A 13,491-nucleotide genomic window follows, 5' to 3' on the forward strand; every position below is an offset into this window, starting at 1 on the left:
TATCTATGTTAAAGTTATAAAAAACAATAAAACTTATCTAGAGAGGTGGAGGGACTGGCCCTTTGAAACCCGGCAACCAGCAGTTAGTTACTGCCCGGTGCTAATTCCAGCAGGAAAATTCCTGAAAGATAAGGAGTTAATTTATTACCCACTCCTACTTTTAGGAAGTGGGATTTTTTGATTTAAGAGCAGGACATTTTATTTTTAAAATGAGTAGTACAGGTAGTAGTAATTAGTAGGTTGATCATCTAGTTTTATTGTTTTTAATTTGAGAAGAGAATATTAGAGGAGGAAATTAAATGAGTTTAAAATTTGACACTTTAGCATTACATGCAGGTTATGAAGCAGGAGAGAATAAGAAATCAGCGGCGGTTCCTATTTATCAGACAACATCCTATTTATTTGATGACACAGATCATGCAGCAGATTTATTTGCCTTAAAAAAGCCAGGTAATATTTATACCAGAATTATGAATCCAACCAATTCGGTCCTGGAAAAGAGAATTGCTGCCCTTGAAGGTGGAGTGGGGGCTCTTGCTGTTTCTTCAGGTCAGGCAGCGGAAGTAACTGCACTTTTAACTATTTGTAATAATGGTGATCATATAGTAAGCGGAAGCTCAATTTATGGTGGTACTCACAATTTATTTAAACATACTTTTAAAAATATGGGAATAGATGTTAGTTTTGTTGATTCTGAAGACCCAGAAAGTTTTAAAGAGGAAATTAATGAGCAGACAAAGGCCTTATATCTAGAGACAATTGGTAATCCAGCTTTGTCTGTACCCGATTTTGAGAGACTGGCAGAAATTGCTCATCAGTCAGGCATTCCTTTAATAGTTGATAATACTTTTGCTACTCCCTATTTGTGTAATCCATTTAAATATGGGGCAGATATTGTAGTTCATTCAACCACTAAATATATAGCCGGTCACGGTAATTCTATTGGTGGTGTTATCGTTGACAGCGGTAATTTTGACTGGGATACAGGCAGGTTTCCTGGCTTAGTTGAACCTGACCCAAGTTATCATGGAGTTAAATTTCAGGAGGAGTTTGGCGAAGCAGCTTTTATCACTAAAGCTAGAGTTCAGCTCTTAAGAGATTTAGGTAGTGCTCCCAGTCCCTTTAATTCGTTTTTGACGATTACCGGACTGGAAACTTTAGGCTTAAGAATGCAGAGACATTCCGAAAATGCTCAGGCAGCAGCAGAATTTTTAGAGGCGGACAGCAGAGTGGAATGGGTAAGTTATCCCGGTTTAAAGAGCCACGATTCACATCAGAATGCTGAGAAATACTTAGAAAATGGAAATGGAGGGATGATTGCCTTTGGCATTAAAGGAGGTAAAGCTGCAGCTGAGAAATTTATTAACCAGCTTGATTTATTTCTCCATTTAGCCAATGTTGGTGATGCAAAATCACTGGCTATTCATCCGGCAAGTACAACTCATCAGCAGTTAAGTGATGAAGATTTAAAGAAAACTGGAATTTCACCGGAGTTAATTAGATTATCCATTGGTATTGAGGATATAGAAGACATTAAAGGAGATTTAGATCAGGCTCTTGCAGCAGCACAAAAATAGGAAAATTTTTTTGAGATAAATACTTAATAAAAGAAGGAGAAAGTTTCTGATTTTAATATTTTTTTAAAAGAAGCTTTTTCCCTAAACAAAAATTATAAATTTTATTAGATTTTAAGAAGCCAGGAGTGAGAAAAGATGCCAATTAAAATACAGGACGAATTACCAGCAGTAGAAACCCTTGAAAATGAAAATATATTTGTAATGAAAGAATCACGAGCAACCCATCAGGATATACGTTCGTTAAAGATCTTAATCTTAAATTTAATGCCCACCAAAATCAAAACAGAAACTCAGATTTTACGTTTAATTGGTAATTCCCCACTGCAGGTTGATGTTGATCTGATGCATCCGGAGAGTCATAATTCTAAAAATACTTCCGAGGAACATCTGATAAAGTTTTATAATACTTTTGAAGAGATTAAAGATAATAATTATGATGGTATGATAATCACCGGTGCTCCGGTTGAAACCTTGGATTTTGAAGAAGTAGATTACTGGGAAGAACTGCAGAAGATTATGGACTGGAGTCTGCATCATGTTTTTTCTACCCTTCATATATGCTGGGGAAGTCAGGCAGGTCTTTATCATCATTATGGGATTCCAAAATATCCTTTAGCTGAAAAAATGTTTGGAGTTTTCCTTCATTATAAGACTAAAAAACATGTTAAATTAATGCGTGGTTTTGATGACTTATTCTATGTTCCCCAATCACGGCATACAGAAATCAGAAGAGAAGATATTACAGAGATTGAAGAGCTGGAAGTTCTTTCGGAATCAGAAGAATCGGGTATTTATCTTGTAGCCAGCAAAAATGGTCGTCAGGTTTTTGCAACCGGCCACTCGGAGTATGATCGAGAAAGTCTGGAGGAAGAATACTTAAGAGATATTAATAAAGGAATGAAGATTGAGCCTCCTCAAAATTATTATAAAGATGATGATCCTGACAAGGAAATTATTATGCGCTGGCGTAGTCATGCCAATCTATTGTTTGTTAACTGGTTGAACTATTATGTCTATCAGGAAACTCCATTTGACTTAAGTAAACTAAAATAAAAATTAAATAAAAAAGATAAAATAAAAACCCTTCAGTTTTTTTCTGAAGGGTTTTTACAATTTAAGAAGATTTAATTTTTTTAACTGATTCTCTTTCAATTAATTCAGTGGTGATTACTGATTTAGTAGATTTTTTTTCTGGATTCTGGATCCTGTCAAATAATTTACGGGCTGCTTCCTGGCCCATTCCTTCTTTGTCAATGGAGATTGTTGTAATTTTGGGAGTAGTAAAAGCAGTTAATTCAATATTATCAAACCCTATAATTGAAATGTCAGCAGGAACCTTAACTCCATATTTATTAAAAGTCTGGAGTAAGCCAATGGCGGTAGCATCATTGGCAGCAAAAATTGCAGTGGGCAGCTGTTTTTCTTTTAAAAATTCTTTTGCCAGTTCTTTTCCCATATCCTGACTGAAATCTTCCTTAATTTTAATAAAATTCTCCTGGATTTCCAAATCGCTTTCCAGCATCTCCATTTTATAAGCTCGGTAACGTTCTTCAAAACTGGGATGGCTGTTGGGACCACCAGCATAGGCAATTTTATGATGCCCCATTCTAATTAAATAATCTACTGCCTGCATAGCCCCATTAAAATTATCAGAAACAATAGAATCCATAATTGGAGATCGCAGATAATTATCTACAAGTACTGTAGGAAATTTTAGTTCTTCAATCGCTCTGATCATATTTTTATTAATGTCAGCCCCAGCAAGAATCAGACCATCAACTTTATTTTGACTGATTATTGAAGGGACTTTTTTGCTCTGTAACGCATCTAATTTAATAGTCGAAAAAAGGAGATTATAATCATAATTTTCTACTTCAATTTCGACACCAGCTATAACTCTTGTATAAAAAGGGTTATTAAAAATAGGAATATGTCTGCGGCTCATAATGAATGCAATATTATGGGTTTTTAAACCTGCCTGAGAACGAAAAGAAAAATAACCCATTTCCTTAGCAATATTTAGTACTTTTTGTCTGGTAACAGGAGAGACTCCCCCTTTATCATTTAAAGATTTAGAGACTGTAGAGATTGAAACATCTGCTTTTTCTGCTATGTCTTTAATTGTCACATTCATTTAAAAGCATCCTTTCTTCAAAAAGATTAAGATTATTATAGAAATTGAAATAAATTTTCAAAAGTAATGAAAACTTTTTTCTTAGTATATCATATCATAAAAAACAAATAAAATTAAATTATTTTTAAAAATTGTTTGAAAATATGAAAAAACAATGCTATAATTAAAGAAAGTTATTTCGCAATTAACGAAAATATTTTTAAAATAATGATAAAAAAATTTATGAACCTTGAAAAAATAATAAAAAAATCAAAAATACTGCTTGAATTGTCTGCAAATTTGCGCTATAATTAAGTCAAGAAATCGTTTTAGTAAATTTTAGCGCAGTTTTCACTGGATTGCTGGTATTTCTCTAGCATTAAATTGATTTAATTTAATGAAGATTCATAAAACAGCTAAAATTTTGCTCACTCTTACTTTTTATAAGTTAATAATCCCTTAAGATAAAAGAGAGTGACATTTTGCATCACAAAATAATTTAAAGGGGTGTTTATTAATGATTAATTTTGGTAAGAAAGTTTTGATTTTAACTCTGGCTTTTCTATTTCTAGTTGGAGGAATGTCTTTAGCTCAGGATCTTCCCAGAGAAGAGACATTAGTAGTTTCCGGAGCAATGTGGGGCCCTCCATCAACCTGGAATATTTTAATTCCTAATCCTACACCTGGAACCGGTGGCCTAGTTTATGAAACAATGTTTTCTTATAATCCGCTGGAAAATGAATATGAGCCATGGTTAGCAGAAAGTGGAGAATGGGTTTCTGACAACGAATACGTTCTTAATGTAAGAGAAGGTATTAACTGGACTGATGGTGAAGAGTTTAATGCAGAAGATGTTGTCTTTACTTATCAATTAGCTAAAGATAATGAAATTCCATATTCACCAATCTGGGACTGGATGGAATCTGTAGAAGCAGAAGATAATTTTACAGTAAGATTTACATTCAGTGAGCCACATTATGCAGAATGGGATGCTGAGTTATATCAGCGCTATATTATCCCTGAGCACATCTGGAGTGAAATTCCATCTGATGAGTTAATTACCAGAACAATGAATGATCCTGTTGGTACAGGACCATATACTCACAGACAGGCTGCACAGGATAGAATGGTCTGGGAAAGAAATGATGACTGGTGGGGTAATGATGTTTTTGGCCAGCCTAAGCCAAAATATCTTGTTGACTTAGTAAATCAGAGCAACAATGTTGTGATGGGTATGTTAATGAAAGGTGAGCTGGACTTAAGCAACAACTTTTTACCCGGTATTCAGCGAATCAAAGATCAGTTTGGTTTAGTAACCTGGTATGAAGAAGAGCCTTATATGCTTTCCTGGAATACAGCTGTAATGTATATGAATACTTTAAGAGAGCCAATGGGTGATACTCAGTTTAGAAGAGCAATGGCTTTTATGGTTAATCAGGATACTATAGTAGATCGTGTTTATGGTGGACTGGTACAATCAGCTAACCCTACAGGACTATTTGGAGAAGGCTGGCAGGCTTATTTAGACGAAGAAATAGTAGAAGAGTCTGGTTTTGAATATAACCCAACTAAAGCTAAAGCATTATTAAATGATGCAGGCTATGTAGATGCCAATGATGATGGTTGGAGAGAAATGCCTAATGGAGATCCTTTAGAATTAGAAATTATGGTTCCAAGTGGCTGGACAGATTGGATGGAATCTGTTAGAGTAATTGCCTCAAATGCTGAAGAAATCGGAGTTAATATTGCTCCTTCATTCCCAGATTCTTCATTATTTGACAATAAGCGTTTTAATAGTGACTTTGATCTGATGATCGGTAACTTCCAGACAACATTATCATCAACTCCTTTTGATTACTGGTTTGGAGTTGCAAATAGAAGTATCCATGGAGAAACAATTAGTAATGGTAACTGGGGAGCTTATGACAACCCAGAATTATTTGAAAAAATTGATGAGTTTAACATGACTAATGATGAAGCAAGAAAACAGGAACTTGCTTCTGATATTCAGGAAACTCTATTACAGGATATGCCAAGTGTTCCTTTATGGCATAATGGTCTCTGGGCTCAGGCTACAACTGAGTACTGGACAAATTGGCCAGATGAAGACAACCCATATGGTGTACCAGTATCCTGGGGTAATGCTTATCAGTTAGGTATGATCGACACCCTGATTGGTATCGAGCCAGTTGAGTAGAAACAGATATTAGACAGTTAAATAATAATAAGCAGGTCCGATATTTTATCGGGCCTGTTATTTAGAAAGGAGCAGTAAAAGATGGGTAAATATTTGAGGAAAAAAATCATTGTTTATATAATCACCTTTATCCTGGCAGTTACGATTAACTTTTTTATTCCCAGGCTGATGCCGGGGGACCCAATTCAATCTTTATTATCACGTTTTTCGGGTATGGAGGGTGGACGTGAAATTTTAGAAAATCAGTTAACATTATTATTCAACCTTGATCAGCCTTTATGGCAGCAGTATGCAAACTTCTGGAAATCAGTTTTTACTCTCGATTTTGGTATTTCAATTATCCAATTTCCAACTCCAGTATTAGATATTATTAAACGTGCAATTGTATATGATCTTTCTGTATTGTTACCCGCAATTATATTAAGCTGGATAGTTGGTAATAAGCTGGGTGCATTTTCGGGTACTGATAAAAGAGTGGACAAATCAACAATGCCCTTTTTCTATTTTTTAGCTTCCTCACCTTATTTCTGGATGGCTGGATTGGTTGCCTTTTTCTTTGGGGTTGTAATCGGCTGGTTTCCGATCAGTGGAGCTTATGGATCAACTGCAACCCCGGGTTTAAACTGGAGTTTTATTAAGGACTTTTTACATCACTGGTTCCTGCCGTTTTTTACAATGTTTTTAGTTCAGCTTGGCGGCTGGGCAATCGGTATGCGGAATATGATTATGTATGAGAAGAGTTCAAATTATTCAAAATACATGGAAACCCTTGGTTCTTCCAAAAAATTAATCCGTAAATATGGATTTAGAAATGGTGTTCTACCTCAGGTGACAGGTCTTGCTCTTAGATTGGGTAGAATTGTTGGTGGAGCAATTACAGTTCAGGTGGTATTTAACTATCCGGGACTGGGAAGAATGCTGCTTGATGCAGTCCAGAATCAGGATTATTTTTTAATGCAGGGAATCTTTTTGACAATTGTAACAATGGTTTTAATAGCAAACTTTACTGTAGATATAATCTATATGTTTATTGATCCAAGAGTAAGACTGTCATTTACTGAGGAGGTGTAAGCTGTGTTTAAAGATTTTTGGTCAAAACATGAAAATATATATTATGCATTAACAAATAAAAAAGTAATATTTGGTTTAACTATTGTGGCTTTAGTGTTTATGCTGGCAGCTTTTGGACCGATGCTGACTCCTTATGAATATGGAGAATATGCAGGGGAAGGATATCTGCCGCCATCAGGTGATCACTTTTTTGGAACCACAATTGATGGAAGAGATGTATTTACCAGAACTGTTTATGGTCTGCGTTCAACTCTTTTGGTTGGAGCAATTGCCGGAACAGTGGCAACTTTAGTAGGCTGTATTATTGGATTTTTAGCAGGTTACTATGGAGGATCAATTTTTGATGAACTTTTAATGATGTTAACCAATATTTTTGTTGTTATTCCCCAGCTGGCTCTGCTGATTGTAATTGCAGCTTTTCTGGAAGTTAGAGGGGTAATAATTATGGCTTTCATTGTTTCCTTAACCGCCTGGCCCTGGACAGCAAGAGCTGTTAGATCACAGACACTTTCTTTAAAAAATCAGGAGTATGTATCTTTATCAAGGATTTCTGCTTTAAGTGTTGGCAGGATTTTAAGAGAAGATATTGCTTCCAATATGTTTTCCTATGTATTTATGGTTTTTATTCAGCAGTTCAACGGAACAATGCTGGCAACCGTACAGCTTGAATTTTTAGGTCTGGGTCCAACAAAAGGAATTTCTCTGGGACTTGTAATGCAGAATGCTGTTAACTGGAATGGAATCCAACTTGGTATGTGGTGGTGGGCAATAATCCCTGGTTTAATTTTAACAATTTTAATTACTGCACTTTATTTTGTCAACACCGGATTAGATGCAGCCTTTAACCCACGTTTGAGGGAGATGTAAGTGATGAGCGAAAATATATTAGAAGTCAAAAACTTAAAAGCATATTATGATATTCTAAAAGGACAGGTCAAAGCAGTAGACGATATAACTTTCACCTTAAAAAAGGGCGAAATTCTAGGGCTGGCGGGAGAATCCGGCTGTGGTAAAAGCACCCTGGCCAGCACTTTTATTTCCAGAAAAAAACCTCTCAAGTATATTTCGGGTGAGGTTGATCTGGTTGGTCATCAGATTATGGAGATGAGTGAAAAAGAATTTAAAAAACTCCGCTTAAGAACAATTTCCTTAATTCCCCAGTATGCTCTTGATGCTTTTTCTCCAACTAAAAAGATAAAAACATACATTGCAGATCTGGCGAGACAGCATGGAGTTAAAACAGATAAAAAATTTTTTGATAAGGTAAAAGAACGGCTGGATCTGGTTAATCTTGATGAATCAGTTTTAAATAGATATTCAATTGAACTTTCAGGTGGTATGAAACAGAGAGTAATTATGGTTATTTCTACAATTTTGGATCCGGAATTTTTAATTGCGGATGAGATAACTTCAGCTTTAGATGTAAGTTCTCAGCGCTTTGTAGCAACAATGCTGGCTAACCTGCGGGATTTAGAGATAATCGGTTCTGCCATGTTTATTACTCATGATTTATCTATTTTATATCAGATAGCAGACCGAATCATGATTATGTATGCCGGTAATTTTGCTGAAATAGGACCAACAGATGAGATTGTTGAAAATCCCCGTCATCCGTATACCAGAGCCTTAATTGATTCTCTACCGAAAGTGGGTATTCAGTATAAGGATAAACGTTTATCAGGGATTGAAGGAACTCCACCTCATCTGCTGAATATTGGTGAGGGCTGTCGCTTTAGACACCGCTGTCCTTATTCAATTGAAAAATGTGAAGAAACTCCACCAAGGGAAAAGGTAGCAGAAGGACATTTCGTTTCCTGCTGGAGATGGAAAGAGTTAGGAAGTGATTTAAGTGGAAAAAAATAATGAGATAGTAATGTCAGTTCAGGGGTTATCCAAGGTTTTTAAAAGTGGTATTTTAAATCCTGAATATACTGTAGCTGCAAAAGATATTTCTTTTGATATTGAAAAGGGTAAAATTATTTCTCTGATTGGAGAAAGTGGTAGTGGAAAAACAACAGTCGGTAAATTGATTTTGAAGCTGATTAAACTTTCCGAAGGTGAAATCATTTATAAAGGTAAAAATATTTCAGAAATTGAAGATAAAGAGGAGACTAAAGAATATTATCGAAGAGTTCAGGGTATTTTTCAGGATCCCTTTGCAACTTTTAATCCTCTTTACCGGGTAGATCGAGTTTTTGATATGATTTTTGATTCTTTTGAGCTGGGATTTGAAGATAAGGATCAGGCAATTAGAGATGCATTATATGATGTAAACTTAAATCCAGATCGTACTTTAGGTAAGTTTCCGCATCAGTTAAGTGGGGGACAGCTGCAGAGGCTGTTGATTGCCCGGGCACTTTTGATGGATGTTGATGTTTTAATAGCAGATGAGTTAATCAGTATGTTAGATGCATCAACCAGAATCGGAGTCTTAAACTTACTGGTAGAATCCTGTAAAAAACATGGAATGGCAGTAATCTTTATTACCCATGACCTTAACTTAGGCTATTATATTTCAGATAAATCTCTTATTATGTATAAAGGCCGTCTGGTTGAAAGAGGAGACACCAAAAAGATTTATGAGAACGCAACTCATCCCTATACTCAGATGTTATTTGAAGCTGTACCAGAGATTGGAGAACGATGGGATCCAGACGAAGAATTTTTACCGGAACAGGTAGTAAAAGATGTTAAAGAATTCTACCAGGAAAATGAAGGTAAAGGTTTTGTGGAAATTGAAGAAGATCACAGTGTATTATTTAGTGATAAGTAGTTTTAATCTATTAAAATAACTTGCTAAATAATTTCCATATATTAATTATAATAGATGCCGATAGATGATAATTGAAATTTAGAGGAGGCAGTTGAATGGCAAAGATAATATTTCCCGAAGATTTTGAGTGGGGGGCTGCTACAGCATCCTATCAAATTGAGGGAGCGTACAATGAAGATGGTAAGGGTGAATCAATCTGGGATAGATTTACCCATCAAAAAGGTAATATAGTAAATAATGATACAGGTGATGTAGCCTGTGATCATTATCATCGCTATCAAGAAGATGTGGAGTTAATGAAGGAGCTGGGACTGGACAGCTATCGTTTTTCTATAGCCTGGCCCCGCATTTTACCGGCAGGTAAAGGAAAAATTAATCAAAAAGGGATTGATTTTTATAAAAGTTTAGTTGACCAGCTTTTAAAAGCTGGTATTGAACCCTCTGCAACTCTTTATCACTGGGACTTACCGCAGAAGCTGCAGGACAATGGGGGCTGGGAAAATAGAGATACAGCTAAATATTTTGATGAATATGCTCAGATAATGTATAGAGAGCTTGGAGATTTGATTCCACGCTGGATAACTCATAATGAACCAATGGTGGTCTCAATGGTTGGAAATTTATGGGGAGAACATGCTCCCGGCTTTAAAGATTATCAGAAAGCACTCCAGGTTGCGCATAATGTTCTTCTTTCTCACGGAATGGCAGTAAAAAGTTTTAGAGAAAGCGGAATTGATGGTGAAGTTGGAATCACCATCAATTTAAACCATGTTTACCCTGACAGTGACAGCAGAGAAGATCAGATTGCAAAAGACTACTGTGATGCCTTTAATAATCGCTGGTTTTTGGATCCGGTCTTGAAGGGTAAATATCCGGAAAAATTAATGGATTTATATCAGAATAAATTTGATAAACCATTTGAAATGGAAGCTGGAGATCTTAAAATAATCAGTCGAGAAATTGACTTCCTGGGTATTAATTATTATTCTAGAGCTCTGGTAGAATATGACGAAAGTGAATTCCTGAATTTTAAGTCAATTAAACCAGAGGATTCAGATTATACTGCAATGGATTGGGAGGTTTATCCCCAGGGTTTGACAGATCTCTTAAAAAGACTGGATCAGGAATATACTAAAAAGCCAATTTTTATAACTGAAAATGGAGCTGCTTATGATGATCAGATTGCAGAAGATGGCAGAGTACATGATCAAAAGAGAGTGGAATATTTAGAGAAACACTTTCAGGCCGCTCATCAGGCAATTGAAGAGGGAGTTAATCTGGCTGGCTATTATGTCTGGTCGCTGATGGATAATTTTGAATGGGCTTTTGGCTATGATAAGCGATTTGGAATTATTTATATTGACTATGAAAATAATCAGAAGCGGATTTTAAAAGATAGTGCTCTCTTATTAAAAGATGTTATTGAAAAAAATGGCTTAGAAAAATAAATTTTTATTTTAAAAAAGAAATATGGTTTTTAATTTCATATTAAAATACTTTTCAATTAAAGCTTAAAGCTGCTTAAACACAAAGAAACTGGTCCCCCTATACCAGTTTTATAAGTTCCTGGCTGCTTTAAGCTTTATTGATTTTAAAAATTAAAGCAGGAGGAAAAAATCATGTCTGCTCAAACAAAAAATTTATCTTTTTTTCATTCTTTAAAATGGAAAATATCTGCCGTAATAGTAGTTATTTTATTAATAGTACTGGGAGCCATAAGTTATCTAACTTTTAATTCGGCAGCAGAGATTGTCAGAAATCAAATTGATGAGAATATCAATTTAGTTGCTTCTTCCTATCAGAGCAATGTAGAGGCGATGCTCAAAACTCTGGACAGACAGATTGATTCAATTGACTCTGACAGCAGTTTTAATGGCTATTTTACTTTAATGGAAGGCCTGTATCCGGGAAGTGAGTCTGAACCGGAGGCCAGAGAAGAATTTACAGTCAATATAGATTCATTTATGGGAATGCAGTATTCAGCTGCTGGAGCTCTGGGTTCAGTTAAAGATAATATAGAAAATATTGAATTTGCCTATTTAGCAATGGCAGATGGAACAGTTATTGCGGATTCGAGAGCATATTCAGCCCAGGCTTTAGAAGATAATGAACATTATTTAAGGGAAAAACTGGATCAAGATCTATATAAAGATATTAACTTTGGTACCATACATAGAGAAAATGATCAGAACTATCTTTTATATAATTCACCAATCTATGCTGATGATGGTGAAACAATTACAGCCTATATAGTTCTGGCTTTAAATCCTGAAATTGTATATTCCGAACTGCAGAGTCTGGATATTGAAAATGCTGAAAACTATAAATTAATTAATTCGGAGGGACAGATAATCCGGGCGCAAGATAAAGAACTATTTTCAGATCAGATAGATAATAGCTGGTTTATAAATGAAACAACAGCAGAAAACACAGTTAATTCTGAAGAAGTTGGGGGCAATTATCTTTTAAAAAATCAGATAACAGATAATCTGGCTCTGGCTGTGGAAATTCCGACTGAGCAGATGCTGGCTCCTGTAACCAGACTGGGAAAAACGATCTGGACTGTCTCGGGAATCTTTTTAGTCCTGGCACTGCTGATAACCTTCTTATTTATCAGCTGGCAGCTTAAACCACTCTCTTCTTTTATGGAATCATTTAGAAAAATGAAAAATGGTGATCTGCGCAATCAGGTTAAGATGAAGGGGAAAGATTTAAAAAGAAAAGATGAAATTGGTATTATGGCAGGTATCTTTAACGAAATGCTGGAAGAACTTAATAATCTGGTTATCGATATCAATAGTCAGGCTCAAAATTTGAATACTTCTGCTGAAAAAATGGATCAAAACAGCCGGGAAGTTAATAAAGGGGCAGAAGAAGTTGGTTTAGCTGTAGAAAATCTTTCAGCAGGTTCAGAAGAACAGCTGGCTCAGATTGAAGAAAGCAATAATAATGTGCAGCGTTTAAATCGCGAAATCAAAGAAGTTGATCATAATGCAGAAGAAATTGCAAATGGAGCAGATGAAGTGCTGGGAAAAATTGAAAAGGGTAATCAAAGTGTAAATAGTTCAATTAACAATATCAATGATTTGAGTCAGGAAACAAAAGAAGTTGCAGAATTAATTCAAAATCTGGGTACAATGTCCGAAGAAATTGGAAATATTGTAGTTTTGATCAATGATATATCAAATCAGACTAATCTTTTAGCTTTAAATGCTGCTATAGAAGCGGCAAGGGCTGGAGAGGCAGGACGTGGATTTTCTGTTGTTGCTGATGAAATTCGTTCTCTAGCCGAGGAATCAGCTGGAGCGACTGAGAAAATATCTAAATTAATAGAAAAAATTCAGTTTGGAGTAGATAAAGCTGTAAATTCCATGGATCAAAATGAAGAACTGGTAGGTGCCAGTGTAGAAAGTATTGAAGCTACAAATAATATTTTCAAGGAAATCAGAAAAGTATCTAAAAATCTAGGTAGTTCAATAAATAATGTGGTAGCTCGAATTGGTTCCATGCGGGAGGAAAGTGAAAATGTAGAAAATGCAATCAATGATATTGCCAAAGTGACCAGAGATTTTGCTTCCAGTTCTCAGCAGATTTCTGCTGCCACTGAAGAACAAACTGCTTCTACAGATGAAATTCTGACTACAGCTGTTGAATTAAAGTCGATGTCAGAAGAATTAATTGCAAACATTAATGATTTTAAAGTAGAATGATTTTATGATTTAATAAAAGTAAGAAAATAATTTATGCTGAAAAAATCTAA

General features: G+C 35.4%; 10 protein-coding genes and 1 riboswitch. Of the genes, 9 read left to right on the forward strand and 1 reads right to left on the reverse strand.

The genetic code is table 11. The features are described from left to right. Positions 1-30 precede the first annotated feature (30 nt). Positions 31-135, forward strand: a riboswitch (SAM riboswitch). A 164-nt stretch (positions 136-299) separates the two neighbouring features. Both C7958_RS09040 and metA read left to right on the forward strand, forming a co-directional pair. Further along, positions 300-1,577 (forward strand): O-acetylhomoserine aminocarboxypropyltransferase/cysteine synthase family protein, encoded by a 1,278-nt coding sequence (locus C7958_RS09040; protein WP_111572357.1) that lies wholly within the window; start codon positions 300-302, stop codon positions 1,575-1,577. A gap of 135 nt (positions 1,578-1,712) precedes the next feature. Continuing rightward, the gene (metA, locus tag C7958_RS09045; RefSeq protein WP_111572358.1) at positions 1,713-2,630 is read left to right on the forward strand and encodes a homoserine O-acetyltransferase MetA; all 918 of its coding nucleotides are present in this window, start codon (positions 1,713-1,715) and stop codon (positions 2,628-2,630) included. Between the two features lie 61 nt (positions 2,631-2,691). On the opposite strand, the gene C7958_RS09050 is transcribed toward metA, so the two are convergent. Then, a complete protein-coding gene (locus C7958_RS09050; RefSeq protein ID WP_111572359.1) occupies positions 2,692-3,711 on the reverse strand; it encodes a LacI family DNA-binding transcriptional regulator in 1,020 nt (339 codons plus the stop codon). Between the two features lie 496 nt (positions 3,712-4,207). Here C7958_RS09050 and C7958_RS09055 point away from each other — a divergent pair, with 496 nt between their 5' ends. The 7 genes from C7958_RS09055 to C7958_RS09085 all read left to right on the forward strand — a co-directional run bounded on the left by C7958_RS09055 (position 4,208) and on the right by C7958_RS09085 (position 13,441). Next, a complete protein-coding gene (locus tag C7958_RS09055) occupies positions 4,208-5,887 on the forward strand; it encodes an ABC transporter substrate-binding protein (RefSeq protein ID WP_111572360.1) in 1,680 nt (559 codons plus the stop codon). An 81-nt stretch (positions 5,888-5,968) separates the two neighbouring features. After that, complete coding sequence (locus C7958_RS09060; RefSeq protein ID WP_111572361.1) at positions 5,969-6,958, forward strand: ABC transporter permease; 990 nt, start codon at positions 5,969-5,971, stop codon at positions 6,956-6,958. 3 nt (positions 6,959-6,961) lie between these two features. Next, complete coding sequence (locus tag C7958_RS09065) at positions 6,962-7,825, forward strand: ABC transporter permease (RefSeq protein ID WP_111572362.1); 864 nt, start codon at positions 6,962-6,964, stop codon at positions 7,823-7,825. Positions 7,826-7,828: 3 nt separating this feature from the next. Then, positions 7,829-8,821, forward strand: a complete 993-nt coding sequence (locus C7958_RS09070) for an ABC transporter ATP-binding protein (protein WP_111572363.1) — start codon at positions 7,829-7,831, stop codon at positions 8,819-8,821. Further along, complete coding sequence (locus tag C7958_RS09075) at positions 8,808-9,731, forward strand: ABC transporter ATP-binding protein (RefSeq protein ID WP_111572364.1); 924 nt, start codon at positions 8,808-8,810, stop codon at positions 9,729-9,731. Before C7958_RS09070 ends, C7958_RS09075 begins: the two co-directional genes overlap by 14 nt. Positions 9,732-9,826: 95 nt before the next feature. After that, entirely contained in the window at positions 9,827-11,179 is a 1,353-nt protein-coding gene (locus C7958_RS09080) for a GH1 family beta-glucosidase (RefSeq protein ID WP_111572365.1), read from the forward strand. 171 nt (positions 11,180-11,350) lie between these two features. Further along, entirely contained in the window at positions 11,351-13,441 is a 2,091-nt protein-coding gene (locus tag C7958_RS09085; RefSeq protein WP_111572366.1) for a methyl-accepting chemotaxis protein, read from the forward strand. Positions 13,442-13,491: the final 50 nt, after the last annotated feature.

The organism is Halanaerobium saccharolyticum, assembly GCF_003259895.1.
Taxonomy (GTDB): domain Bacteria; phylum Bacillota; class Halanaerobiia; order Halanaerobiales; family Halanaerobiaceae; genus Halanaerobium; species Halanaerobium saccharolyticum_A.

Excerpts from the sequence above, each read along its gene's own strand:
- C7958_RS09040 (WP_111572357.1), top strand. The coding sequence starts at position 300 with ATGAGTTTAAAATTTGACACTTTAGCATTACATGCAGGTTATGAAGCA.
- metA (WP_111572358.1), top strand. The coding sequence starts at position 1,713 with ATGCCAATTAAAATACAGGACGAATTACCAGCAGTAGAAACCCTTGAA.
- C7958_RS09050 (WP_111572359.1), bottom strand. The coding sequence starts at position 3,711 with ATGAATGTGACAATTAAAGACATAGCAGAAAAAGCAGATGTTTCAATC.
- C7958_RS09055 (WP_111572360.1), top strand. The coding sequence starts at position 4,208 with ATGATTAATTTTGGTAAGAAAGTTTTGATTTTAACTCTGGCTTTTCTA.
- C7958_RS09060 (WP_111572361.1), top strand. The coding sequence starts at position 5,969 with ATGGGTAAATATTTGAGGAAAAAAATCATTGTTTATATAATCACCTTT.
- C7958_RS09070 (WP_111572363.1), top strand. The coding sequence starts at position 7,829 with ATGAGCGAAAATATATTAGAAGTCAAAAACTTAAAAGCATATTATGAT.
- C7958_RS09080 (WP_111572365.1), top strand. The coding sequence starts at position 9,827 with ATGGCAAAGATAATATTTCCCGAAGATTTTGAGTGGGGGGCTGCTACA.
- C7958_RS09085 (WP_111572366.1), top strand. The coding sequence starts at position 11,351 with ATGTCTGCTCAAACAAAAAATTTATCTTTTTTTCATTCTTTAAAATGG.